This window comes from Prosthecodimorpha hirschii (genome assembly GCF_001305515.1).
GTDB lineage: Bacteria > Pseudomonadota > Alphaproteobacteria > Rhizobiales > Ancalomicrobiaceae > Prosthecodimorpha > Prosthecodimorpha hirschii.
In genome coordinates, this window is sequence record NZ_LJYW01000001.1 from 597,260 (window position 1) to 622,843 (window position 25,584).

The window sequence follows — 25,584 nt, forward strand, 5'->3', positions numbered from 1 at the left end:
CCGGATCGGCGCCCAGCCGATTTTTGCGCGTGTTTCAGGGGGCTGCGTAAACGGTCGGGCATTAATACTATATTTAGTGGCCAGACCGAGCCTGAGACACTACATAGAGACGCGACGCGGCGATTCGAAGCCAGAGTCGGACCGATCCGACCGGCCGCGTCCATCGGGGCGGAAGAAGAAGAACGATAGGGCCTGCGGCGGAACGGCCGACGGGCGGGGACAGGATGGCGACCCGACAGGGCGCCTCCATCATGCTAGGATCGGGCTCGTGAGGTCCGATCACCATTGGGGGTCGACACGATGCGCATCGAGCGGCGCTTCACGACGGCGGGACTTTCGCCGTATGCAGCGATCGAATTCCGAACCACGACGAGCGAGATCCGCAACCCTGACGGTTCGGTCGTCTTCAAGCTCGACGGCATTGCGGTGCCGGCGCAGTGGAGCCAGGTGGCGGCGGACATTCTCGCCCAGAAGTATTTCCGGAAAGCCGGCGTGCCGACCCGCCTGAAGCGCGTCGAGGAGGAGACGGTTCCCTCCTGGCTGTGGCGCTCGGTGGCCGACGAGGCCGCGCTCGCCCCCCTGCCCGCATCCGAGCGGACCGGTTCGGAGATCGACGCCCGCCAGGTCTTCGACCGGCTCGCCGGCACCTGGACCTATTGGGGCTGGAAGGGCGGCTATTTCGACTCCGAGGCCGACGCCCGCACCTTCCATGACGAGCTCTGCTACATGCTGGCGATGCAGCTCGTCGCCCCCAACAGCCCGCAATGGTTCAACACCGGCCTGCACTGGGCCTACGGCATCGACGGCCCGAGCCAGGGCCATTTCTATGTCGACTACCGGACCGGCAAGCTGACCCGCTCCGAGACCGCCTACGAGCATCCCCAGCCGCATGCCTGCTTCATCCAGTCCGTCGACGACGACCTCGTCAACGAGAACGGCATCATGGATCTGTGGGTGCGCGAGGCGCGCCTGTTCAAATACGGTTCCGGCACCGGCTCCAACTTCTCCAAGCTGCGCGGCGAGGGCGAACGGCTCTCCGGCGGCGGCCGCTCGTCCGGCCTGATGAGCTTCCTCAAGATCGGCGACCGCGCCGCCGGCGCGATCAAGTCGGGCGGCACCACCCGCCGCGCCGCCAAGATGGTCGTGGTCGACATCGACCATCCCGACATCGAGGACTACATCAACTGGAAGGTGAAGGAGGAGCAGAAGGTCGCCGCGCTGGTGACCGGCTCCAAGATCGTCTCCCGGCATCTCAGCGCGATCATGAAAGCCTGCGTCAACTGCGACGGCTCGGGCGAGGATTGCTACGACCCGCTGAAGAACCCGGCGCTGAAGCGCGAGATCCGCGCCGCCAAGAAGAGCCTGGTGCCCGAGAACTACATCAAGCGCGTGATCCAGTTCGCGCGCCAGGGCTACAAGGACATCGAATTCCCGACCTACGACACGGACTGGGATTCGGAAGCCTATCTGACCGTCTCCGGCCAGAACTCGAACAATTCGGTGCGCGTCACCGACGAGTTCCTGCGCGCCGTCGAGCAGGACGGCAAGTGGGACCTGAAATACCGTCAGACCGGCAAGATCAAGAAGACCCTGCGTGCCCGCGACCTGTGGGAGACCGTCGGTCACGCCGCCTGGGCCTCGGCCGATCCGGGCATCCAGTTCCACACGACCATCAACGACTGGCACACCTGCCCGGCGTCCGGCGAGATCGTCGCCTCGAATCCGTGCTCGGAATACATGTTCCTCGATGACACGGCCTGCAATCTGGCCTCGATCAACCTGCTGCCCTACCGGCGGGCCGACGGCAGCTTCGACGTCGAGGCCTATATCCATACCTGCCGGCTGTGGACCGTGGTGCTCGAAGTCTCGGTCCTGATGGCGCAGTTCCCGTCGCGAGCGATTGCGGAGCTTTCCTACAAGTTCCGCACCCTCGGCCTCGGCTACGCCAATATCGGCGGCCTGCTGATGTCGTCGGGCATCGCCTATGACAGCCCGGAAGGCCGCGCCATCTGCGGCGCCCTGTCGGCGGTCATGACCGGAACGGCCTATGCGACCTCGGCCGAGATGGCCAAGGAACTCGGCCCCTTCCCGGGCCATGCCGAGAATGCCGATCCCATGCTGCGCGTGATGCGCAACCATGCCCGGGCGGCGCGCGGCGAGCATGACGGCTACGAGAAGCTGAACACCTCGCCGGTTCCGCTCGACCATGGCGCCTGCCCCGACAAGGCGCTGCTGGCCGCGGCCGTGAAGGCCTGGGACGACGCCCTCGCGCTCGGCACCAAGTTCGGCTACCGCAACGCCCAGGTCACCGTGATCGCGCCGACCGGCACGATCGGTCTGGTCATGGACTGCGACACGACCGGCATCGAGCCGGACTTCGCGCTGGTCAAGTTCAAGAAGCTGGCCGGCGGCGGCTACTTCAAGATCATCAACCAGTCGGTGCCGCAGGCGCTGCGCAGCCTCGGCTATCGCGAGAGCGAGATTGCCGAGATCGAGGCCTATGCGGTCGGCCACGGCTCGCTCGCCCAGGCGCCGGGCGTCAACCCGTCCTCGCTCAAGGCGCGCGGCTTCACCGACGAGGCGATCGCCAAGATCCAGGGCGGCCTGAAGTCGGCCTTCGACATCAAGTTCGCCTTCAACAAGTGGACGCTCGGCGAGGAGTTCTGCACCAAGGTGCTCGGCTTCACCGCCGCCGATCTCGACAGCCCGTCCTTCGACATGCTGACCGCGCTCGGCTATTCCAAGGCCGAGATCGAGGCCGCCAACATCCATATCTGCGGCGCCATGACGGTCGAGGGCGCGCCGCATCTGAAGGCCGAGCACCTGGCGGTGTTCGACTGCGCCAATCCGTGCGGCCGCACGGGCAAGCGCTTCCTGTCGGTGGAAAGCCACATCCGCATGATGGCCGCGGCGCAGCCCTTCATCTCCGGGGCGATCTCCAAGACCATCAACATGCCCAACGACGCCACCGTCGAGGACGCCAAGAACGCCTACACGCTGTCCTGGCGCCTGGCGCTGAAGGCCAACGCGCTCTACCGCGACGGCTCCAAGCTGTCGCAGCCGCTGAATTCGCAGCTTCTCGCCGATGACGAGGACGAGGCGGAGGATGCGGCCGAGGCGATGATCGCGGCTCCGGCTCCGGCCCGGGCCACGATGGCGGCCGAACGGATCGTGGAGCGTATCGTCGAGCGGGCGATCCGCGAGCGCGAGAAGCTGCCGAACCGCCGCAAGGGCTATACCCAGAAGGCGATCGTCGGCGGCCACAAGGTCTATCTCCGGACCGGCGAGTATGACGACGGCCGCATCGGCGAGATCTTCATCGACATGCACAAGGAAGGCGCCGCCTTCCGCTCGCTGATGAACAATTTCGCCATCGCGGTTTCGCTCGGCCTGCAATATGGCGTGCCGCTGGAGGAATATGTCGACGCCTTCACCTTCACCCGGTTCGAACCGGCCGGCATGGTGCAGGGCAACGAGGCGATCAAGAACGCGACCTCGATCCTCGACTACGTCTTCCGCGAACTGGCGGTCTCCTACCTGTCGCGGCACGATCTGGCCCATGTCCGCCCCGAGGATATCGGGGCGACGGCGATGGGCTCCGGCGTGGTCGAAGGTGTCGCCAAGCCGGCGCCGGGTCCGGAAGCCGTGGTCTCGCGTGGCCTGGTCCGTGGCAAGGTGCAGGAGCGGTTGAAGGTGGTCGACAGCGGCCCGCGCGGGTCCGCCAACGTCGCCCCGACCGCGTCCGGCCCGGCCGTGGTCACCGCCTTCGCCAATGTCTTCGGCGCCACCGCGCTGAAGGCCGGCGCCGCCACCGAGACGCGCAGCGTCCCGGCCGGCCGCACCGAGGCCGAGGAGCGCCCGCAGCCCGCCATCGGCGCCCGCATCGCGGAAGCCCGCATGAAGGGCTACGAAGGCGAAGCCTGCAGCGAATGCGGCAACTTCACCATGGTCCGCAACGGCACCTGCCTGAAATGCGACACCTGCGGCGGCACCAGCGGCTGCAGCTGATCTCGCCCATAAACCCGACGATAGCGCCTCGGACGAAAGCCCGGGGCGCTTTCTTTTGCGATGGGCCGCCTGATACCAACGGCCCAGGATGCTGACGCATCGGGCCGTTGAAGGAGCGCGAATTTCTCATAGGCGTCAGAGGCATGAGAAATTCTCGTATTGAGTACCGACGATCATTCCATGACCGTCGGTATGACACGCAGCCGGCGAGCCCGGGCTTGAATGCCGCGTCACATGTCGTATATTTTGCGACAGTTGACACAAGGTGCTGCGATGGCGACGGCTTCGGTATCGGTCAGAAGCGACAATCTTCAACGCGTGAGCGAACTGCTCGGCGGCGCCGAGGTGCTGTCGAAGCGCGTCTCCACCACGCTGGAGTTGCACGAGCTGATCCTTGAGGGACTGCCGGCCTCGGCCCTCGACCATCTCGTCGATCAGTTGCGCGTCCTCGGGCGGACGGAGTCCCTCGAGAAAGCGGTCGGCATGAGCATCCGGACGCATCAGCGCCGCCGGGCCGATCTGTCCAAACCGCTGGGGCGGGAACAGAGCGGTCGCGCCTGGAAGTTCGCCGAGATCCTGACGCGCGCCACCGACATTTTCGGATCCCAGGAAGAGGCCGAACATTGGCTGGAGCGCCCCGCCCTGGCCTTCGACGGATACCGGCCGCTCGATCTCCTCAGCACGCTCGCCGGAGCCGAAATGGTCGACGACCATCTGGTCCGCCTCGAATACGGGGTCTACACGTGACGGTCGTTCCGGCGGCGCTCGGCGGCGAGGTCATCCTCTGGCGCCTCGACCTCGAACGCCATGCGCCGACCTGGAACACGGGCGAAGGCGCCTATCGCGTCGGCGGGCGCTGGAACAGCCGAGGAACGCGGGCCGTGTACAGTTCGCTCGACGCCTCGACGGCGATCCTGGAAGTCGCCGTCCACAAGGGCTTCACGACGCTCGATACGGTCGCCCACATTCTGACGGCCGCCCGCATTCTCGATCCCGCGCAAATCCACATCGTCGAGCCGGCCGGCCTGCCCAATCCGAACTGGCTTCGACCGGGCATCCCGAGCGCCGGCCAGCAGGCTTTCGGCAATGACCTGATCGGCCGGCACAAGCTCGTGGCTCTGCCGAGCGCGGTCTGCCCGTTCAGTTGGAACGTTGTCTTCGATCCCGAACGGGCGGCCGGGACTTACGAAGTCCTGTTCCAGGAGCGCTTTGCCCTCGATACCCGCCTGCATCCGCCGGCGTGAAATCAATCTGCTGGCGTGGCGGCCATATATACCTGCGATGCCGGCACTGATTGGGTGCTGTCATGTCAGGATCGTCGCGAGCCTCGCCATGACCTCGTCGATGATGGCGTCGGGGACGGATTCCAGCTTGCGACCGCGGCGGGCGCCGATGTCCAGGGCACGCGGCTGGTCACACCGCACCACGCCGGTCGTCTGGGTGCCGGCACCCATCAGCGAGACGGCAAAGCCGGCCATGCGGGCGAAGTTGCCGCCGCTCGTGATCGGCAGCACCACCGGGACCCTGGTCAGCCTGTTGAACGCACCGGGCGAGACGATCAGCACCGGGCGCATGCCCTGCTGCTCGTGACCGGCTGTCGGATCGAGGGAGACGAGATAGATGTCGCCGCGTTCCATCAGAGCAGTTCGCGACCGGCCGGCTCGTCGTCGAGCCACGCGCGATCCTCGCCGTCCGACTCGGCGACGGGATCGCATTGGGCCAGCAGTTCGTCCAGCGTGTAGCGGAATGGCATGTTCGGCTCGATGACCAGCCGGCCATTGTCCACCGAAAGCCCGACCCGGGCGCCAGCCGATAGATTCAGAACATCGAGCAGCGCCGGCGGTACGGCAAGCATCACGGAACCGCCGACCTTGCGCAGATTGGTCGTATGCATGAGCCCCTCGTCGATGTTATATTGAAATATAACATCGACAGCGTACCCCTGCAAGGTGCGGCAAGCCATGCCCAAGGATGCGGCTTGACTCAGGACCGGCCTTCCGAGGCGAATTTCGCGTCGCGTGCGGAAGCGGATCCCAACGCTCGACGATGCCGGCGCCCTCACGCCCTCAGCACGAATCGCGAGCCCGGGACCGTCGTCCGGTCGACGGCGTCGAGGTCCCAGGCGATGCCGAGGCCAGGGGCGTCGGAGGGGTAGGCGCGGCCGGCTTCGATGCGCATCGGACTGGTGGTCAGGCTGTCGAGCTGGGGGATGTATTCGACCCAGCGCGCATTGGGCACGGCGCAGCACAGCGCGACATGCAGTTCCATCAGGAAATGGGGCGAGACCGGCAGGTTGAAGGTTTCGGCCGCGTGGGCGACCTTGAGCCAGGGCGTGATGCCGCCGATGCGCGCCACGTCGACCTGCACGATCGAGCAGGCGCCGGCCTGCATGTATTCGCGGAAATGCAGCGGGCTGTAGAGGCTCTCGCCGACCGCGACCGGGATGGTCGTCGAGCGCGCCAGGCGGACATGGCCGGCGAGATCGTCGGCCGGCAGCGGCTCCTCGAACCAGGCGATGTCGACGGCCTCGTAGTGGCGGGCCCGGCGCACGGCCTCATCGACCGTGAAGGCCTGATTGGCGTCGGTCATGATCTCGAAGGCCGGGCCGACCGCGTCGCGCACGGCGGCGAGCCGGGCGACGTCCTCGCTGACATGCGGCCGGCCGATCTTGATCTTGGCGCCGCCGAAACCGTCGGCCTTGGCCTTCAGCGCATCCTCGACCAGGGCGGCGGGTTCGAGATGCAGCCAGCCGCCTTCGGTCGTATAGAGCGGCAGGCTCGCCTGCGCGCCGCCGGCCAGCCGGTGCAGCGGCTCGCCGAACTTGCGCGCCTTCAGATCCCACAATGCGGTATCGAGCGCCGCCATGGCCAGCGCCGTGATCGCGCCGACCGTGGTGGCGTGGGTGACGAACAGCATGTCGCGCCACAGCCGCTCGATCTCCAGCGCCTCGCGGCCGATCAGCAGCGGCCCGAGCGTCTTCTCGATCAGCTTCATCACCGACGGGCCGCCGGTGCCGATCGTGTAGGAATAGCCGATGCCGGTGACGCCGTCGGCGTCCGTGATCCGGACGATCGGGGTCTCCTGGCTGACGAAGCTCTGGATCGCGTCGGTGCGCTTCACCTTCGGCGCGATGTCGACCATTCCGGCTTCGATCCGGACGATGCGGGCCATGACGTTCCTCCCGGGTTTCCCGGTCTTGATTGTGGCGCCTCAGCGTGGTCGGCGCGGGGTCCGTCCCGGTCGGATCGGCGCGATCGACCGGACGGGGTGCGGCTCGAGCCCTGAGTGCAAAGGCTGTCTCCGCCCCGCCCGGACGACAGCATCCGGCCGGGACAGGCTGCATCGCCCCGGGCTTGCCCGGCATCTTCTTCGATTCGATCGACGAGTGCACCCCGAGGCGGGTGTCGCCGCTGCATGCCCGATCGGCGCCCGTGACACGGATACCGACGGCCGCGGCGCAGACTTGCGGGATCGGCGGCAAGCGCGACGCTCCCGGTCGATTGTCAGCGGGCCGCAGATCGGGAGGGAGGCCCTGCCCTGCCCCCGCGGTCCAATGTCGGCCGGCCGCCGATGCAGCCCGCCATGGCGCCGCGCGAGCGCGGCGGACGGTCAGATCGTCACCCCGGCCTTGAGATCGGCCAGGGTCGCGTCGAGGGCCTCGCCGACGACCGCGATGATGCGCGCGATGTCTTCGGCGGTCGCCACCAGCGGCGGGGCCGTCGTCAGGGTGTCGCCGAGGGCACGCAGGATCACGCCGCGGGCCTGGCAATGGCGTTCGGCCATCAGACCGACCATCCCGGGCGACGGGAACGGTGCCTTGGTGGCCTTGTCGGCCACCAGCTCCCAGCCGCCCAGGAATCCGATCCCGCGCGCCTCGCCGACGAGCGGGTGGCCGGCATGGCTCTGGACGCCCGCCTGCAGGATCGGCGCCAGCCGTTGCACGTTGCCGACGATGTCGAGTTCCTCGTAGAGATCGAGCGCCTCGAGCGCCACCGCCGCCGCGACCGGGTGGCCCGAATAGGTGAAGCCGTGGCCGAAGACGCCGAGCTTGCCGGACTGCGCGTAGCAGGCGTCCCAGATCTTCGCGTTCATCAGGACGGCCGAGATCGGCACGTAGCCGGACGACAGCCCCTTGGCGATCGCGATCATGTCCGGCTCCAGCCCATAGACCTGACAGCCGAACATCGCGCCGAGCCGGCCGAAGCCGCAGATCACCTCGTCGGCGACGAACAGGATGTCGTATTTCTTCAGGATCGGCTGGATCAGGTCGAAATAGCCCTGGGGTGGCACGATGACGCCGCCCGAGCCGATCACCGGCTCGGCGAAGAAGGCCGCGATCGTCTCCGGCCCCTCCTTGAGGATCAGGGCCTCCAGGTTGGCGGCCAGGCGGGCCGCATAGTCGGTCTCCGATTCGCCGGGAAGCCCGTGCCGCCAATGGCTCGGGCAGTCGGTATGCAGGAAGCGCGGCAGCGGCAGGTCGAAGTCGGCATGGTTGCGCGCGAGACCGGTCAGGCTGCCGGACGCCACCGTGATGCCGTGATAGCCGCCGATGCGGCCGATGATCTTCTTCTTCTCCGGCCGGCCGAGCGCGTTGTTGTAGTACCAGGCGAGCTTGATCGCGGTGTCGTTCGCCTCGGAGCCCGAATTGGCGAAGAACACCTTGGACATCGGCACCGGCGCGATGCCGAGCAGCCGTTCGGCCAGTTCGATCGCCTTCGGGTGGCTCTTGTGGCGGAACAGGTGGTAGCTCGGCAGTTCGAGGAGCTGCCGATACGCCGCATCGGCGAGCCGCTTCTGCGCGAAGCCGAGCGAGACCGACCAGAGGCCGGAAACGCCCTCGATATAGGCCTTGCCGTCCTCGTCATAGACCATGACCCCGTCGCCGCGGGTGATCAGCAGGGGTCCCTCGCGGTCGTGCCGCTGCAGGTCCGTCATCGGGTGGATGACGCCGGCGCGATCGCGCGCGCTGTCGGAGTTGGCCGGGGGTGGCGTCTGGTCGTCGAACATGGGCCTCTCCTGGGTGGACGGTCAGAGGGCGGCGCGCAGCGCGGCAGTGGCGGCGGTGTCGACGCTGCCGTCCGGGGCGATGACGGCCTTGTAGACATCCCGGGCGCGCTCGCGCGTGATCCACTTCTCCCGCACGTCCTTGGCGATCCGCTCGGGGTCCCGCGTTGCCGGGTCGCCGTAGCCGCCACCGGCCGTCGAATAGGAGACGACCGTCTGGTCGCGGCGCACCAGCACCTGCTCGGACGTGCCGAGCGGCGTGATCGTGCCGTCGTCGGCGGCCAGCCACTGCCGCGCCGGCTGGGCGTCGAGACCGCCGCGCGTGCCCTTGGCGGCGTTGACGGTGCCGTCCGAGCAGTAGCCGAGCTCGAAGTCGCAATCGACGGGACGGTATTCGGTCAGGATGCCGGGGGCGCCGCGATGCATGCCGGCGCCCTCGCTATCGGCGACCAGCCGCCGCGTGCCGATCATCATCGGGTGCAGCATCTCGTCGACCTCGACGCTGTCGTAGAAGGGCATGCCGGCATTGCCCATCGAAAACAGCGACAGCCAGCCGTCCTGGGTCGGGGTCCCGGCGCCGCCGGCCGCGGCCAGGATGACCTCGTTGACGAAGGCATGGCCGTTGCGCGGATCGACGCCCGAGATGACACCCGCCGCCGGCGGAATGGCGGCGCCGCCTTCCGCCATGCCGATGGTCGGATCGATGGCGGCGAGCGCGCATTGCACCGCATTGGTCACCCGGTCACCCAGATTGGTGGTGGCGACCGAGGTCGAGGTCGGATGGCTCGGGATGCCGACGACGCAGCCTTCGCGCAGGTGCACGACGATGCGGCGCAGGCTGCCGGCATTGGGCTGCATCGGCGTCGGCAGGCTGTTGAAGACGCCGACCAGCGCCGCCGTGCGCGCGCAGGCATGGGAGAGATTGACGCCCACCGGCAGGCTGTCGATGTTGTCGGTCATGTCGACCGTGATCAGCGCCGCCTCGGGGTCGACGGTGACGTCCGCGGTCGCCGGGATGCCCTCGGGCGGGGTGCGCGGCAGCGGGTCGTGCATCGAGGTCGCCCGCGCCCGCCCGGCCTTGATGCCGCGGATGCACGCGATCATCTGCTGTTCGCACAGGTCGAACCAGTCCTGGGCATGCTGCGTCAGCGCGTCCCAGCCGAGTTCGCGCCCCATCCGGACGATCGCCTGCTCGCCGATCCGGGCCGCCCCGACGGTCGCCAGGTAGTCGCCGCGCCACTGGTTGGGCACGCGGATGCGCATCATGCAGATGTTGATGATGTCCTGGATGTCCTTGTAGCCGGTCTGCACCTTCACGGCCGGGAAGATCAGCGCGCCCTCCTCGTAGACGTCGCGCGCATTGCCCATGTAGGTGGTCGGCAGCGAGTTGCCGCAGTCGGCCTGATGCGCCTTGGCGAGAACCGTGAAGCGGTGGCGGCCGTCGTCGTCGAAGACGGGAACCAGGATGGTGTGGTCGGCCGCATGGCTGTTGCCGTGATAGGGCGAGTTGTGCAGGAACGCGTCGCCTGGCTTCGGGTCCGGGTGCATGTCGAGCATCGCCCGCGCCATCAGGTCGGCGCCGCCGATGACATGGATCGGGTAGCTGTCGGCGGCGGTCAGCAGTTCGCAATCGGCCGTGACCAGCGCGCAGGAGAAGTCGCGCGCGGTGTTGATGACCCCCGAACGCGCGGTGCGCAGCAGGGTGTTGGCCATCTTGCGGGTCACGCCCTCGAAGCGCTTCTGCGTGATGGCGAGGCGGACGCCGTCGGGCTTGGGGCGGGTCTCGGTGGCGGTCATGCGGCAATCTCCTCGGCGTCTCGTGCAGCAGGATGGGGCCGGGCGTCCCGGACCGTTCGGGCGCTCACAGGGTGATGATCAGATGGCCGGCCGGCCGCTTGACCGCCGTCGCGCCCGGATCGACCACGACGGTCGTGAAGCTCGACTCGATCACGGCCGGCCCTTCGACCGGCATGTCCGGCGCCAGATCGTCCCAGCGCCATGCCGGCGCCTCGACCGATCCGGTCCGGCGGAACGTCATGGTCCGGTGCTCGACCCCGGGGCCGTGCCCGGCGCGAGGCGCAAGATGCGCCCGGCTCTCCTCGGCCACCCGGCAGCGGGCGACGGCACGCCAGTTCATGATCTCGACGTCGTCGCCGTCGTCACGGAAGCTGAACAGGTCCTGGTGGCGGGCATGGAAGGCCGCGACCAGCCTCGCGACCGCGTCGGGCGCGGCCATGTCGGCCGCCGTGACCGGGACCTCGATCTCCCAGACCTGGCTCGGATAGCGGCCCTCGATGGCGAGTTCGATCCGCTTGGCGAAGGCGTCCGGCCCTGCCGCGGCGAAGAAGGTCTCGGCCTGCGCCGTCAGGTCGGCCAGGATCGCCGCCGCGCGGTCCGCGTCGAAGCGCCGGGTCGGCATGAAGGCGGTGATCGAGAAGTCGCGGGTCAGTTCCGACATCATCGCGCCGGCGGCGCTCAGCGCGGCGGAAACATCCGGGACGATCACGGTATCGCAGCGCAGCCGGCGGGCGATCAGCACGGCGTTGATGCCCGCCGCACCGCCGCCGGCGATGATGACGGCACCGGTCGGATCGATGCCCTGCTTGACGGTGATGTCCTCGATCGCATTGACCATCTGCTCGGTGGCGAGATCGATGACGGCGAGCGCTGCGTCCTCCAGGCCGAGGCCGAGCGGATCGGCCACGTCGCGCTTCAGTGCCGCCCGCGCCGCGTCGAGGGCGAGGCCCATGCGTCCGCCGAGGAAGAAGGACGGGTCGATATAGCCGAGCACGACCGCCGCATCGGTCACGGTCGGCTTGGTGCCGCCGCGCCCGTAGCAGACCGGCCCGGGTGTCGAGCCGGCGCTTTCCGGCCCGACATGGAGCAGACCGGCGGCATCGACCCGCGCGATCGAGCCGCCGCCGGCACCGATGCTCTTCACGTCGACCGACGGAAAACCGGTCAGGTGGCCGCGGTAGATCGGGCCGAGCCAGGTGTCGCGGGTCCAGGGAATGATGCCGTCCTTGACCAGACTGACATCGTAGGTGGTGCCGCCCGCATCCGTGACGATGGCCGCGGTCCAGCCCTCCTCGGCGGCGAAGTAGCGGCCGGCGACCGGGGCCATCGACGGCCCGGAGTTGAGCGCCAGGATCGGGCGTTCGGCGAGGTCGTCAACGTCGACCAGACCGCCCTGCGAGGTCACGGCGAAGATCCGGCCCTTGAGCCCGGCCGCGGTCAGCCGCGTCTTCAGGGCGTGCATGTAGCCCTGCATGATCGGCTTCAGCGAGGCGTCGATCGCGGTCGCGGAGGTGCGGCGGTATTCGCGCACCGTCGGGTTCAGCTGATGCGCCAGCGTGTAGGGCACGCCCGGCATATGCGCATCGAGCAGGGCCGCGACCGCCAGTTCATGGGCCGGATTGACGATCGACCAGATCAGCGACACGGCGACGGCTTCGATGCCGGCCGCCTTCATGTCTTCGATCGCGGCGACCACCTTGGCCTCGTCGAAGGGGACCAGTTCGCGCCCGTCGGCCCAGATGCGGCCGGGCACCTCGAAGGTGCGCGAGCGCGGGATATAGGGGTCGGGATAGGGGACCTGATAGTTGAACGGGTCGGTGCGGCCGCCCTCGCGGATGACCAGGATGTCGGGATGGCCTTCCGAGACCATGAGCGCCGTGGCGGCGGTCCGCCCGGTCACGACCGCATTGATGGCCCGCGTGGTCGAGTGGAACAGGAGGTCGGTCTCGGACAGGATCGCGGCGACGCTGGTCCCCATCTGCTCGGCCGCGACCGCGACGGCATCGAGGATGCCGTCGACCGGGTCCGGATAGGTCGTCGAGGCTTTGTGCAGGGACAGCACGCCGTTGCGGTCCACGACCAAGTCCGTGAAGGTTCCGCCCACGTCGATCGAAAGCCGCATCCGTGTTCCCCTTGCGTGACCGGCATTGCGCCGATGGCCTCATCATGCACTTGCGGCTCATGCAAGCAAGTTGCAGGCCAGCATTCGATGCCGGGAGGCCGCCACCGAACCGCGGGGACGACGCCACCTCTCAATTTTTTCATGCCTCTTTGGGAGTCTTATGCCCGCTTGTTGGGCATTCGGATCGAGGCATCCGCACCGGTGGCCGGCATCCGAGCCCGCAGCGCCCTGGCATCGCATGCGTGGCCTGCAAGTCCGTTTCATGAACTCGGGACGGCACGCCCGTTGCACCGGGCGGGGGCCATCACCCTGGAGGCCCAATCCATGCCGAAGACCACTCTCGTTCCCGCCAGCCTCTCCTTCCAGCCGCGCCCGTCCTATCCCTATTCGCCCGGAACGGCGGCGGCCGGCTTCGTCTTCACGGCCGGACAGGTCGCCTGGACGTCGACGGGCGAACTCGTCGGCATCGGCGACGTATCGGCGCAGACCCACCAGGTGCTCACCAACATCCGCGCGATCCTGGCCGAGGCCGGGGCGACCATGGACGACGTGCTGAAATGCAACGTCTACCTCGCCGACATCCGCACTTTCGCGGCCATGAACGCCGTCTTCGCGGAGTTCTTTCCCAAGGATCCGCCGGCGCGCACCACCGTCCAGGCCGCGCTGGCCGAGCCCGAAATGCTGGTCGAGATCGAAGCCATCGCCTATGTGCGACCATGAGCGGCGGAGCCTCGCTGGCGCGGCGGCGCATTCGACGGCAGACTGCTTGTTCCACGGACTTGACGATCGAGCCCGAACGGTATCGTTAGGCCGCCATGACCGACGAAGCCTCCCCCGCCACCGTACAGCCCGCAGCCACCGAAACCGCCGCGGCCCCGGCCAAAGCCGGCGCCGCGCTGCCGGCCGTCGGACCGCGGCTGCGTCTGCAGCGCCGGATCAGGCGGCTGCGGCTGAAGGACCTCGCCGTCAAGGCCGGCTGCTCGGAAAGCCTGTTGTCGCGCATCGAGAACGGCCTCGTGACGCCGTCGCTGACCACCTTGCACCGGTTGAGCCAGGCGCTCGGCATCAACGTTTCGACCTTGCTGGAGCCGGTCGAGGAGAAGATCTGCACGGTCTACGGCCCGAACGACCGGCCGCGCCTGTTGCGCGGCGACGAGGCCGAGGGGGACGGCTCGACCGCAGACAGCATCATTCCGGTCGACGAGAAGCGCCGCCTCGAAGGGCTGATGATCACCCTTCCGGCGGGCGGGCCGCTTTGCGGACCGTTCCGCCATGCCGGCGAGGAGGTCGGTTATGTCGTGGAGGGCGCGGTCGAGCTGACCGTCGAGGGCGAGATCTTCATCGTCCCGGCCGGGTCGACCTTCTTCTTCGAATCCGACCGCCCGCACAGCTACCGGGCGTCCGGTCCGTCCAGCGCCCTGGTGGTCTGGATCAACACGCCGCCGACCTTCTGAGCGGTCGAGACCCGTCGCCCCGCTCACGCCGGCATCGCTTCGTCGTCGGTTCCGGCCTGTTCGACCATGCGCAGGAAGCGACGGGTGCGTTCGTGCACCGGAGCGTCGATGACCTGTTCGGGCGGCCCCTGCTCGATGATCCGGCCTTCGTCCATGAAGATCACCCGATCGGCCACGTCGCGGGCGAAACGGATCTCGTGGGTGACCACGATCATGGTCATGCCGGCAGCCGCAAGCCGGCGCATCACATTCAGGACCTCGCCGACCAGTTCGGGGTCGAGCGCCGACGTCGGCTCGTCGAAGAGCATCAGCCGCGGCTTGATGGCGAGCGCACGGGCGATCGCGACCCGCTGCTGCTGACCGCCCGAGAGCCGGTGCGGAAGATGCTCCGTATGTGCGTCCAGGCCGACGCTGGATAGAAGTTCCCGCGCGAGCGACTCCGCCTCCGCGGGCGCAATGCCGTGCACCCGGACGGGGGCCTCGACGACATTCTCAAGCGCCGTCAGGTGACCGAAGAGGTTGAACGACTGGAACACCATGCCGATCCGGGCCGCGGCCTTCGCGGCGGCCAGGTTGCGGACGGCACGGGGACGGCCGGCCGCGTAGTCGTAGCCGACGGTGTGGCCGTCGACCCTGATCTCGCCCCAGTCCAGGCCTTCGAGATGGTTGATCATCCGCAGGAAGGTGCTCTTGCCGGAGCCCGAGGGTCCGAGAATGACGACGCATTCGCCGCGGTTGACGGTCAGGTCGATACCGGCCAGCACCTCGCGTCCGCCATAGGCCTTCTGCACGTTCCTGGCGACCACGAAGGGCTCGCCTATCGGCGCCTCGACATCGGCCGCCGCAGCGATGCGGGCGAGCCAGGCTTCGTCGAGCTGCCGGCGGGGAACCGGCATCGGCCGGGCCGGCGCATCGTCCTCGCCGGCGCGCGGCGGGGCGGGTTCGGCCGGAGGAGCCGGGTCCCAGCCGCCGATCAGGCCACCGGTCAATCGGGCCATCAGGTTGGCGCCCTTGCGCTGCGTCCGGTCCGTCTCGAGGTCGTAACGGGCTTCCAGCCAGGCCTGGAACAGCGAGATGGCGCTCGTCATCACCAGATAGATCGCCCCGGCGGCGATGAAGACGGGAAAGAACCGGAAGTTCTGACCGACGATCTGCTGGGCCCGGAAGGTCAGTTCGTTGACGAAGACGATCGAGGCGATCGAGGTCAGCTTGAGCATGCCGATCGTGTCGTTGGACACGCCGGGCAGGATGGCCCGCATCGCCTGCGGCAGGATGATCCGCCGCAGCGTCAGAAACTTGCCCATGCCCAGGCTGTCGGCCGCGATCGACTGGTTGCGGTTGACCGACAGGATGCCGCCGCGAATGATCTCGGCGCTGAAGGCCGCCTCGTTCAGAGCGAAGCCGATGATCGCCGTGGTGATCGGATCGAGCTTGATGCCCAGTTCCGGCAGCGCGTCGAACAGGAAGACGAGCTGCAGGAGCTGCGGCGTGCCGCGCACCACCCAGATGTAGAACCACGCCGTCGCACGCACGGCCGCCAGGCCCGACAGCCGCATCAGCGCGAGCCCGAGCCCGAGCAGAAGGCCGGCCGACATCGCGCAGACCGTGATCTTGACCGCGATCCAGGCCCCTTCCCACAGGAAGCCGGAGACGAAATAGCCCCAGACCTCGAGCAGGAACGGCGGCGGCCCGCTCTTGGTGATGCTCCCGCCGCCCGCGAGATTGTCGAGCGTGGAGGTATTCTGCGTGCCGGCGTCCGGGCCGCAGGCGGACAGCATGAGCGTGAGGATCAATGCCAGGGAAAACAGGCCGGTGAACCGTCGGAGCCAGATCTGCATTCGCCACACCCGGCCGCAGCGGCCGCCATCTGTTTCACCCGGGGAGCGCGGGGAGCCTCAGTCGGCTCCGCATCCGCGCATGTCTCATCGGAGTGCGGCGGGCGAGGCTGCAAGCCCCGCCCGTCCGCGACGGCACCGGACAGGTGCCCTTCTCGGCGAGCGCCGGCGTCAGTCCTTCTTGATTTCGGCTGCGACCTGCAGATCCGGATCGATCTTGTATTTCTGGAAGATCGCCTTCTGGCCGCCGCTCGCCTGCACGGCGACGAGGCCCTCGTAGATGGCCTTGAGCAGTTCGTCGTTGCCGTTCTTGACCGCCGCCCCGATGGTGAAGCCGGTCAGGATCTTGAAGGCGCGCGCATAGGTCTGCGGGTTGTCGATCGCGAGCGATTCCACGATCGCGAGGTCCGTCATCATGATGTCGGCGCGTCCGGTCTGGACGAGACGGATGCCGGCGGCGAGATCCGGATAGGTCATCACGGTGACGCCGGGCTTGCCGGCCGCCTTGCACTTCTCGTCTTCCTTCTTGAGCGCGGCATCCTCGACCGTGCCGAGGCCGGCCGCCGCGGTCGTGCCGCAGGTCTGATCGAGCCCGCCGATCTTCTTGGGATTGCCCGCCTGGGTCAGCGCGCCGGTCCCGGCCTGCATGTAGAGCACGTAGTCGACCTGCTTGGCGCGCTCGGCGGTATAGTAGAGATTGTTCCAGAACACGTCGATCTGGCCGGATATGGTCGCCGGCAGCAGGCCGGACCAGCCGCCGAGGAAAATCTCGTACTTGATGCCCTGGCAATCGAACACTGCCCGGGCCAGATCGGTATCGGCGCCGATGATCTTATTGAAGTCCGCGCCATCACGCATCGTGTAGGGCGGGGTCTGCGGATCGGCGCCGAACTTGATCGTCTTTCCGGCAAGGCTCGGATACTTGGTGGCCAACTTCGCCGGCTCGCAGGCCGGGGCTTGGGCCAGCGCCTCGCCGGCCACGCCGAGCGCGAGAGCGAATGCGACTGCGGAAGTCCATCCTTTGGCCGTCATGTCGGTATCCTTCGAGTTCGCTGACGAAGAGGTGCCGCCCGAAGACTGCGGTCCGGGACACATCCCGCTTGCGGGTCGCACCAGGCAGGAGCCGGGATCCGTTCGCACAACCAAGTGCGCACCGATCAAGTCTCTTGCGCCGAGGTAAATTAGCAAGCCGCGTGCCAAGGCCGCCGCGCCGGAACTCCTGCGCATCCGGGGACTCGATGCGACCTTCGCGGCAAAGAGCCGCTGGTTTCTGCGGCACATGCCCGAAACTTGCTCAATCCCGTCTCTTCCATGGCGTGACGCGGGCATTTGCCGGCCCGCAGCGGGATGCGGCAGCCACCCGGCGGGCTGCCGAAAATCAGACCGCCCTGTGCCCGAATTCAATGCAAGTCACTTCTTTACCACGCAATTGACGTTCACTAGATTTGGTTTCGCGACGCCTTTGCGTCCCTAGACGGCGGGGAGACCCATGCAGCTGGCCAGGGCAGACCTCCTGAAGGCCTACAGAACCATGGCGCTGATCCGCGTCTTCGAGGAGCGGGTCCAGCGGGAGATGTCGTCGGGCGACATTCCCGGTTCGACCCACCTCTATGCCGGGCAGGAGGCGTCCGCGGTCGGCATCTCGATGCATCTGACCGACATCGACCGCGTCGCCTCGACCCATCGCGGCCACGGTCACTCGATCGCGAAGGGATGCGATGTCGACGGCATGATGGCCGAGATCTTCGCCCGCGCCACCGGCATCTGCCACGGCAAGGGCGGCTCGATGCACATCGCCGATCTCGACAAGGGCATGCTCGGTGCCAACGGCATCGTCGGCGGCGCCCCTCCCCTCGCCTGCGGCGCGGCCCTGACCGCCAAGCTGACCGGCTCCGGGGCCGTGGCGGTCGCCTATACGGGCGACGGCGGCTTCAACCAGGGCACCACCGCGGAATCGCTCAATCTCGCCCGGGTCTGGGACCTTCCGGTGATCTTCGCCATCGAGGACAACGGCTTCGCGGAAGCGACGGCGTCGAGCTGGGCCGTCGCCGGCGACATCGTCGTCCGGGCGGCCGGCTACGGCATCCCGGCCGAGCGGGTCGACGGCACCGATGTCTTCGCGGTCCACGAAGCGGCGGGCCGTGCGGTCGCCCGCGGTCGCGCCGGCGAAGGACCGACGGTGCTGCACATCACGGTGCCGCGCTATCTCGGCCATTTCAGCGGCGATGCCGATACCTATCGGTCGAGCGCGGAAAAGCAGGCGATGCGATCCGAGCGTGACTGCCTGAAGGTGTTCCGCGCCAAGGTCGTCCCGGCCGGTCTGATCGACGAGGCCGAACTCGACGCCATCGATGCGGAGGCGACGGCCGCCGTCGAGGGCGCCGTCGTGGCGGCCCGCGCCGCACCCCGGCCGGACCCCGCCACCGTCGCGACCGACGTCTACGTCTCCTATCCCTGAAGCCCGCGAACACGCGACGGAGACCCAGCCATGCCGAGGAAGTCGTTCCGACAGGCGCTGAACGAGGCGATGCGGCTGGAGATGCGACGCGATCCGCGTGTCTTCGTCATGGGCGAGGATGTCGCCGGCGGCAAGGGCGCGTCCGGCGAGCAGGACGCCTGGGGCGGCGCCTTCGGCGTCACCAAGGGGCTCCTCGCCGAATTCGGCCCCGAGCGGGTCCGCGACACGCCGATCACCGAGAGCGCCTTCGTGGGCGCCGCGGCCGGCGCGGCGATGACGGGCCTGCGGCCGGTCGTCGAGATCATGTTCGTCGACTTCATGGGCGTCTGCTTCGACCAGATCTTCAACCAGGCCGCCAAGTTCCGCTACATGTTCGGCGGCAAGGCGGTCACCCCCATGGTGCTGCGCGCCACCTTCGGCGCCGGCACGCGGTCGGCCAGCCAGCACAGCCAGGCGCTCTACCCGCTCTTCACCCACATTCCGGGCCTGAAGGTGGTCGTGCCGTCCTCGCCCTACGACGCCAAGGGGCTCCTCATCCAGGCGATCCGCGACGACGACCCGGTCATCTTCCTCGAACACAAGGCGATGTACGACGACATGGGCGAGGTGCCGGACGGCGCCTATGTGGTCCCGTTCGGCGAGGCCGGCGTGCTGCGCGACGGCGGCGATGTCACCATCGTGGCCTATGGCCGCATGGTCGGCCGCGCCATGGAGGCGGCGGCCCGGCTCGCCCGCGACGGCATCGAGGCGACGGTGGTCGATCCGCGCACGACCTCGCCCCTGGACATCGACACGATCGTCGAGACGCTCGAGGAGACCGGCCGCCTGGTCATCGTCGACGAGGCCTATCCGCGCTGCGGCATGGCCTCCGACATTGCCGGCATCGTCGCCGAGGAGGCCTTCGGCCTGCTCAAGGCGCCGATCCAGAAGGTCACGCCGCCGCATGCCCCGGTGCCCTATGCGCCGGAACTGGAAGCCGCCTACATCCCGAGCGTCGAGAAGATCGAGGCGGCGGTCCGCAAGGCCGTCGGGTGGACCCGATGAGCGCCGCCGTGACGCCGGTCCGCATGCCGCGCTACGGCATGACCATGACGGAGGGGGCTGTCGCCCGCTGGCTGGTGACGCCGGGCGAGACGGTGGCGGCGGGTCAGGATCTGGCGGAGATCGAGACCACCAAGATCACCAATGTGGAGACGGCCGCGGTTGCCGGCGTGCTCCGCCGCGCCGTGGTCGAGGCCGGTCGGATCGTGCCCGTCGGCACGCTGATCGGCGTGATCGCGGACGCCGGCGTCCCGGATGCCGAGATCGACGCGGTCGTGGCGACGCAGTCCGCGCTGGTCGACGACGCAGCCGACACGGATGCGGGCCCGGTCGACGAGGTCGTCCCGGTCGGCGCCCTGTCGATCGCCCTGCGCCGCACGCCGGGGGCGGGGTCGTCCGACACCGTGCCGGTGGTGCTGATCCACGGCTTCGGCGGCGACCGCGACAACTGGATGTTCGTCGAGACCCGACTGGCCGCGGAGCGCCCGGTCCTGGCGCTCGATCTGCCCGGCCACGGCGCCTCCGGCACGGAGATCGGCGACGGCACCCTGGCGACGCTTGCCGCGGCGGTGACCGGCCTGATGGACACCCTGAATCTGCCGCGCGCGCATCTCGTCGGCCATTCGCTGGGCGGCGCCGTCGCGCTTGCGGCGGCTGCCGCACGGCCGGAGGCGGTCGCCTCGCTCTCGCTTCTGGCGCCGGTCGGTTTCGGTCCCGAGATCGACGGCACCTACATTGCGGGCTTCCTGGCGGCCGAGCGGCGGAAGGATCTGAAGGACATTCTCGGCCGGCTCTTCGCCGACGCCGATGCGGTCGAGCGCCGGATGATCGACGACGTGCTGCGCATGAAGCGCCGCGACGGCGTGCCCGAGGCGCTGGCCACGATCGCCGCCGCCCTGTTCCCCGACGGGCGGCAGGCCGTCGACCTGCGTGCCGACGCCGCGTCCCTCGCCTGTCCGGTCGCGGTCGTCTGGGGCGAGGCGGATCGGATCATCCCGATCGCCCATACCGAAGAGCTGCCGACCGGGTTCACAGTGACGCGGATCGCCGGCGCCGGCCACATGCCGCAGCTCGAAGCGCCGGCGGAGGTCGTCCGCGCGCTGCGGGACGGCTTCGCGCGCGCAGGGGCTTGAGCGATGGTCGCGCCGACCGCGGTCCGCGGCATCCCCGGCCTCGCCGGGCTCGACCATGTCGGCCTGACTGTGCCGGACCTCGATGCCGCCGTGGCCTTCTTCGTCGAGGTGATCGGCGCCGACTTCGTCTATGCCGGCGACGCCATCGGCGGACGGCCCGAGGACGAGGCCTTCATGGCCGAGGCGCTCGACGTCCACCCCAAGGCGACCTGCCGCTATTCCTTCCTGCGATGCCGCAACGGGCTCAACCTCGAACTGTTCGAATATTCCGCCCCCGATCAGGTCCGCGCGCGACCCCGCAACAGCGATTGGGGCGGGCACCATATCGCGCTCTATGTCGACGACATTCATGCCGCCGTCGCCCACCTGAAGGCCCATGGCGTCCGCATTCTCGGCGAGCCGATGACGATCACGACGGGCAACTCGGCCGGCGCGTCCTGGGTCTATTTTCTCGCGCCCTGGGGCCTGCAGATGGAACTCTGCTCGGCGCCGCGCGGCAAGGCCTACGAGGCCGACGCGCCGGTCCGCCTCTGGCACCCGAAGCGGCCGGCGGAGTAAGGCCGCCATGGTGGAAACGACCGATGTCCTGATCGTCGGCGCCGGGCTGTCCGGAGCCGTCGTCGCCCGCCGCCTCGCCGAGGCCGGGATCGCCGTCACCTGCCTGGAACAGGGCGGACGCCATGACCGCGAGGACTATCGCGGCCGCCACGACGTCGTCGAGGTCGCCGGGCTCGGCCCCTGGCACGCCCATCCCAACCGCCGCGGACGGCCGGAGGACACGCCGGTCGACGACACCGACGCGGAGATGAAGCCGCAGCTCTTCCACGGCGTCGGCGGCTCGACCATCCTCTACGGCGCCCACTGGATGCGCTTCCTGCCGTCCGATTTTCGGGTCCGGTCGCTCGACGGCGTCGCCGACGACTGGCCGATCGACTATTTCGAGCTCGAACCCTTCTACGACCGCATCGACCGCGATTTCGGCGCGTCCGGTCTCGCCGGCGACCCGGCCTACCCGCCGCGTCCGGACTATCCGCTGCCGCAACTGCCGGTCGGCGCCTGGGGCACGAAGGTCGCCGCCGCTCACCAGCGCCTGGGCTGGCACTGGTGGCCCGGCTCGAATTCGATCGCCTCGCGCCCCTATGACGGTCGACGCTCCTGCGTGCAGCGCTCGACCTGCGGCTACGGCTGCAACGAGGGCGCCAAGGCCTCCGTCGACCTGACCCACTGGCCGCGCGCGGAAGCGCTCGGGGCGCGGGTGCTCGATCATGCCCGCGTCGCCGAGATCACCCTCGACGCCGCCGGCCGGGCGGACGGCGCCGTCTATGTGCGCCACGGCGAGCGCCACCGGATCCGCGCAGCGCTCGTGATCCTCGCCGCCAATGCGCTCGGCAGCGCGCGCCTGCTCCTGCTGTCGCGCTCCGGCCGCCACCCGGACGGCCTGGCGGCCCGCTCCGGCCAGGTCGGGCGGCGGCTGATGATGCACCCGTTCGGGCGGGTCGTCGGCTTCTTCGACGAGCCCATGCAGAGCTGGCAGGGCCACTGGGGCCAGAGCCTCTACTCGATGGAATTCGCCGAATCCGATCCCTCCCGCGGCTTCGTGCGCGGCGCGAAATGGAATCTCGGCCCGTCGGGCGGCCCGCTCTCGGCGGCGCTGTTTCCCTGGCGCGACGGCCGGCGCTGGGGCGATGCCGTCCACGACCATGTCGCCGCCTGGCTCGGCCGGACGGCGATCTGGGGACTGTCCTGCGAGGACCTGCCCGATCCGGACAACCGCGTCGAGCTCGATCCGACCCTGACCGATTCCGACGGGCTGCCGGCGCCGCGGCTGGTCTATCGCGTCTCCGAGGACTGCCACAGGATGCTGGCCTTCAACACCGCCAAGGCCGAGCAGTCGCTGCGCGAGGCGGGCGCCTACCGGACCGAGGCGACCGGCCTGATCCCGGATCTCGGCTGGCACCTGCTCGGCACCGCCCGCATGGGCGACGATCCGGAGACCTCGGTGGTCGACCGCTGGAACCGCGTCCACGACGTCCCCAACCTGATGATCGTCGACGGCAGCACCTTCGTGACCGGCTCTTCGGTCAATCCCGCGCTGACCACCGCGGCTCTCGCGCTGCGGGCGGCCGACAGGCTGGTCGCCGGGCGCCGCGACATCCGGAGCGCCGCATGACCGACCCGCGCCGGACGCAGCTGTTCGATTGGCTCGTGCCCGGCCGCGGGCCGAGCCCGGCCTTCTCGGCCGCCGATCCCGGCGGAGCCCTGATCGCCCGCGTCCTCACAATCCGGCCGGACCTCGCCGGCGCTCCGGACCGGATCCTGGCCGCCCTGCCGGAAGCCTTCGGGCCGGACGACATCGAGGCCTGCGCGGCCGCCGACCCGGCGGGCTTCGAAGCCCTGCTCGAACTCGTGTTCGGCGCCTATTTCCTCAGCCCCGCCGTCCGCCGCGCCATCGGCTACGACGGCCAGCAGGCCCTTTCCCTGCCGCGCGACGGCTTTGGGGCCGAGGAGGAGGCCGTCGCCATGATGGCGGCGGCGCCGCGCTGGCGCGATCCGCGCGATCCGGTCCATCCGGAGGCGCCCGAGGTTCCAACCGCGAGCGCACCATGAGGTCTCCGGGTTCAGTCGATCTGCCAGCCGCCGTCCACGGTGATCGACTGGCCGGTCACATAGCGCGACAGGTCCGAGGCCAGGTAGACATAGGTGCCGGCGAGATGATCGAGCGGGCCGAGATGGCCGACCGGAATCCGGCCTTCCAGCGCACCCCGGACCTCCGCCTCCGGCACGCCGCGGATGGCGGCGCGGTCGCGGAACAGCTGGCGGATCATCTCGGTATCCATCTGCCCGGGACAGACGGCGTTGACGAGAATGCCGGCCGGCGCCAGTTCCGCCGCCAGGCTCTGCATCACGCCGATCATGCCGAATTTCGAGGCCGAGTAGGCCGAATTCTCGCGCCCGCCGCGCAAGCCGAACAGCGACGAGGTGAACACGATCCGGCCACCGTTGCCGTGCGCCAGAAGGCGCCGGGCCGCCACCTTGGCGGTCACGAAGGCGCCGGTCAGGTTGACGTCGAGCACCCGGCGGAACTCGTCGACCCCGGTGTCGACCCCGTGCTTCAGGACCAGAATGCCGGCATTGGGCACCGCGATCGCGAGCGGGCCGAGCTCCGCCTCGATCCGCGCGACCGCCGCTTCGGTCGCCGCCTCGTCGGTCACGTCGAGGGTGACCGGCAGGACCCGGCCCGGCAGTCCCGCCGCCGCAGCCTCCAGCACATCGGCGCGCACGTCCGCGATCGCCACGGCGGCGCCCTCGGCCAGGAAGGCGCGCGCAACCGCGAGCCCGATCCCCTGCGCGCCGCCGGTGACCAGCGCCACCTTGTCCTGCAACAGTCCCGCCATGTCGTCTCCTTCCGGTTTCGGGCCTGCGTCCATCCGCAATCCCTTTGCATCCCACGCAAACGACATGCCAGCCTCCTGCGCCTCCCGGAGTCCAGGCCATGACCGTCCCGCTCGCGTTCGACGCTGCCGTCGAGGCCGCCGCCCCGGCGCTCCTCGCCTTCCTCGATCGGCTGGTCGCCGCCGACAGCGCCAACCCGCCCGGCGACACCCGGTCCGTGGCCGGCCTCGTCGTCGATCACTTGGCGGCGGCCGGACGTGCCGCCCGCATCGTCAGCCAGGTGCCGGAGAAGCCCAACGTCATTGCCGTCGCCGAGGGTCGCGGCCCCGGCCGGCATCTCGTCTTCAACGTCCACCTCGACACCGTGCATCCGGGCGAAGTCGCCGACTGGTCGGTGCCGCTGCACGCCGCGACGCACCGGGACGGCAGGATCTTCGGCCTCGGCGTCGGCAACATGAAGGGCGCCGTGGCGGCCCAGACGCTCGCCTTCGAGCTCCTGGCGGCCCATCCGGAGGCCTGGTCCGGCCGCATCACCTTCACGGCCGTCGCCGACGAGACGGTGTTCGGGCCGGACGGGGCGGGTTTTCTGCTGGAAACCGAGCCGGACCTTACCGGCGACGCCATGATCTGCGGCGAGGGACCCGGCGCGATGGCGCTCGCGCTTGCCGAGAAGGGGCTCCTGTGGCTGGCGCTCGACGCCGTTGCGCCGTCCGCCCAGGGCATGCTGGCGCGTCCGCTCTCCTCCGCGGTCACCCGCCTCGCCGCCGCGATCGCCGAGATCGACCGCTGGAACGACACGACGGCGGCGCCGCCTGCCGAGATCGCCGCGGTCGCGGACCATCCCGAGCGCGACGGCCTTCGGCTCTCGGTCAATGCCGGCACCATCGCGGGCGGCCGCTTCGTCAGCCAGTCGGCGACCCGGGCCACCGCCGAGATCGATTTCCGCATCCCGCCGGGCCTGACCATCGCCGACATCGAGGCCCGCGTCGACGCGGTGATCGGCCGGATCGAAGGCCTGTCGCGCCGGCGCCTCAAGGGCTGGGAGCCGAACTGGACCGCCGCCTCCAGCCCGATCGTCGCCGCCGTGGCGGCCGCCCACGGCGCGGTGCGGGGCGAGGCGGCGGTGCCGGTCGTCCGCCTGCCGGCGAGCGATGCCAGCCGCTGGCGCCGTCTCGGCGTGCCGGCCGTCTGCTACGGTCCGCAGGCCGATCGGGTCTCCGGCGTCGACGACTGGGTCTATGCTCGGGACGTCGTCGACTGCGCCAAGATCTATGCGCGCGCCGCCCTCGCCTTCCTGTCCGAACCGACCTGACCCCGGCATCTGCCGAAACCGACCATC

The 25,584-nt window shown here is 69.1% G+C and carries 21 protein-coding genes; 12 read left to right on the top strand and 9 right to left on the bottom strand.

Features of this window, described 5'->3' with window-relative positions; all coding sequences use genetic code 11:
- Nucleotides 1–300: 300 nt before the first annotated feature.
- The 3 genes from ABB55_RS02500 (at nt 301) to ABB55_RS02510 (ending at nt 5,252) form a co-directional block, all read left to right on the top strand.
- Complete coding sequence (locus ABB55_RS02500; protein WP_054361801.1) at nt 301–4,008, top strand: vitamin B12-dependent ribonucleotide reductase; 3,708 nt, start codon at nt 301–303, stop codon at nt 4,006–4,008.
- Between the two features lie 273 nt (nt 4,009–4,281).
- Nucleotides 4,282–4,755, top strand: a complete 474-nt coding sequence (gene parS, locus ABB55_RS02505; protein WP_054357390.1) for a type II RES/Xre toxin-antitoxin system antitoxin — start codon at nt 4,282–4,284, stop codon at nt 4,753–4,755.
- Complete coding sequence (locus tag ABB55_RS02510; RefSeq protein ID WP_054357391.1) at nt 4,752–5,252, top strand: RES family NAD+ phosphorylase; 501 nt, start codon at nt 4,752–4,754, stop codon at nt 5,250–5,252. The genes parS and ABB55_RS02510 overlap by 4 nt, the downstream gene beginning before the upstream one ends.
- A 60-nt stretch (nt 5,253–5,312) precedes the next feature.
- Here the strand turns inward: ABB55_RS02510 and ABB55_RS02515 are convergent, their stop codons facing one another.
- The 6 genes from ABB55_RS02515 to ABB55_RS02540 form a co-directional block, all read right to left on the bottom strand.
- The gene (locus tag ABB55_RS02515) at nt 5,313–5,645 is read right to left on the bottom strand and encodes a type II toxin-antitoxin system PemK/MazF family toxin (RefSeq protein WP_054357392.1); all 333 of its coding nucleotides are present in this window, start codon (nt 5,643–5,645) and stop codon (nt 5,313–5,315) included.
- On the bottom strand, nt 5,645–5,902 hold the full coding sequence (locus ABB55_RS02520; protein ID WP_054357393.1) for an AbrB/MazE/SpoVT family DNA-binding domain-containing protein: 258 nt from the start codon (nt 5,900–5,902) through the stop codon (nt 5,645–5,647). Before ABB55_RS02520 ends, ABB55_RS02515 begins: the two co-directional genes overlap by 1 nt.
- Before the next feature lie 164 nt (nt 5,903–6,066).
- Nucleotides 6,067–7,179, bottom strand: coding sequence for a mandelate racemase/muconate lactonizing enzyme family protein (locus ABB55_RS02525; protein WP_054357394.1), 1,113 nt, complete (start codon nt 7,177–7,179; stop codon nt 6,067–6,069).
- A 438-nt stretch (nt 7,180–7,617) separates the two neighbouring features.
- Nucleotides 7,618–9,015 carry an aminotransferase gene (locus ABB55_RS02530; RefSeq protein ID WP_054357395.1) on the bottom strand — a complete coding sequence of 466 codons (1,398 nt, stop codon included), beginning with the start codon at nt 9,013–9,015 and terminating at the stop codon, nt 7,618–7,620.
- 21 nt (nt 9,016–9,036) lie between these two features.
- Entirely contained in the window at nt 9,037–10,809 is a 1,773-nt protein-coding gene (locus tag ABB55_RS02535) for a hydantoinase B/oxoprolinase family protein (protein WP_054357396.1), read from the bottom strand.
- Between the two features lie 64 nt (nt 10,810–10,873).
- On the bottom strand, nt 10,874–12,931 hold the full coding sequence (locus ABB55_RS02540) for a hydantoinase/oxoprolinase family protein (RefSeq protein WP_054357397.1): 2,058 nt from the start codon (nt 12,929–12,931) through the stop codon (nt 10,874–10,876).
- Nucleotides 12,932–13,255: 324 nt separating this feature from the next.
- Here ABB55_RS02540 and ABB55_RS02545 point away from each other — a divergent pair, with 324 nt between their 5' ends.
- Nucleotides 13,256–13,651, top strand: coding sequence for a RidA family protein (locus ABB55_RS02545; protein ID WP_054357398.1), 396 nt, complete (start codon nt 13,256–13,258; stop codon nt 13,649–13,651).
- A gap of 95 nt (nt 13,652–13,746) precedes the next feature.
- Nucleotides 13,747–14,385, top strand: coding sequence for a helix-turn-helix domain-containing protein (locus tag ABB55_RS02550; protein WP_054357399.1), 639 nt, complete (start codon nt 13,747–13,749; stop codon nt 14,383–14,385).
- A gap of 23 nt (nt 14,386–14,408) precedes the next feature.
- Here ABB55_RS02550 and ABB55_RS31080 read toward each other — a convergent pair whose 3' ends face one another.
- Nucleotides 14,409–16,223 carry an amino acid ABC transporter permease/ATP-binding protein gene (locus ABB55_RS31080; protein WP_054357400.1) on the bottom strand — a complete coding sequence of 605 codons (1,815 nt, stop codon included), beginning with the start codon at nt 16,221–16,223 and terminating at the stop codon, nt 14,409–14,411.
- 168 nt (nt 16,224–16,391) lie between these two features.
- Nucleotides 16,392–17,252, bottom strand: a complete 861-nt coding sequence (locus tag ABB55_RS02560) for an ABC transporter substrate-binding protein (RefSeq protein ID WP_054357401.1) — start codon at nt 17,250–17,252, stop codon at nt 16,392–16,394.
- 457 nt (nt 17,253–17,709) lie between these two features.
- Between ABB55_RS02560 and ABB55_RS02565 the strand changes: the two genes are divergently transcribed.
- The 6 genes from ABB55_RS02565 to ABB55_RS02590 are packed head-to-tail and all read left to right on the top strand — an operon-like array spanning nt 17,710 to nt 23,459.
- The gene (locus ABB55_RS02565; RefSeq protein WP_054357402.1) at nt 17,710–18,678 is read left to right on the top strand and encodes a thiamine pyrophosphate-dependent dehydrogenase E1 component subunit alpha; all 969 of its coding nucleotides are present in this window, start codon (nt 17,710–17,712) and stop codon (nt 18,676–18,678) included.
- A gap of 30 nt (nt 18,679–18,708) precedes the next feature.
- A complete protein-coding gene (locus ABB55_RS02570; protein ID WP_054357403.1) occupies nt 18,709–19,722 on the top strand; it encodes an alpha-ketoacid dehydrogenase subunit beta in 1,014 nt (337 codons plus the stop codon).
- On the top strand, nt 19,719–20,852 hold the full coding sequence (locus tag ABB55_RS02575) for an acetoin dehydrogenase dihydrolipoyllysine-residue acetyltransferase subunit (RefSeq protein WP_054361802.1): 1,134 nt from the start codon (nt 19,719–19,721) through the stop codon (nt 20,850–20,852). The genes ABB55_RS02570 and ABB55_RS02575 overlap by 4 nt, the downstream gene beginning before the upstream one ends.
- Before the next feature lie 3 nt (nt 20,853–20,855).
- Nucleotides 20,856–21,410 (top strand): VOC family protein, encoded by a 555-nt coding sequence (locus ABB55_RS02580; RefSeq protein WP_054357404.1) that lies wholly within the window; start codon nt 20,856–20,858, stop codon nt 21,408–21,410.
- 7 nt (nt 21,411–21,417) lie between these two features.
- Nucleotides 21,418–23,022, top strand: a complete 1,605-nt coding sequence (locus ABB55_RS02585) for a GMC family oxidoreductase (protein WP_054357405.1) — start codon at nt 21,418–21,420, stop codon at nt 23,020–23,022.
- Nucleotides 23,019–23,459, top strand: a complete 441-nt coding sequence (locus tag ABB55_RS02590) for a hypothetical protein (protein WP_054357406.1) — start codon at nt 23,019–23,021, stop codon at nt 23,457–23,459. Before ABB55_RS02585 ends, ABB55_RS02590 begins: the two co-directional genes overlap by 4 nt.
- Nucleotides 23,460–23,470: 11 nt before the next feature.
- Here the strand turns inward: ABB55_RS02590 and ABB55_RS02595 are convergent, their stop codons facing one another.
- Nucleotides 23,471–24,247: an SDR family NAD(P)-dependent oxidoreductase gene (locus tag ABB55_RS02595; RefSeq protein WP_054357407.1), complete on the bottom strand. Its 777-nt coding sequence runs from the start codon at nt 24,245–24,247 to the stop codon at nt 23,471–23,473.
- Nucleotides 24,248–24,345: 98 nt separating this feature from the next.
- On the opposite strand from ABB55_RS02595, the gene ABB55_RS02600 reads away from it, so the two are divergent.
- Nucleotides 24,346–25,557 (top strand): M20/M25/M40 family metallo-hydrolase, encoded by a 1,212-nt coding sequence (locus tag ABB55_RS02600; protein ID WP_054357408.1) that lies wholly within the window; start codon nt 24,346–24,348, stop codon nt 25,555–25,557.
- The last annotated feature ends 27 nt before the right edge of the window (nt 25,558–25,584 follow it).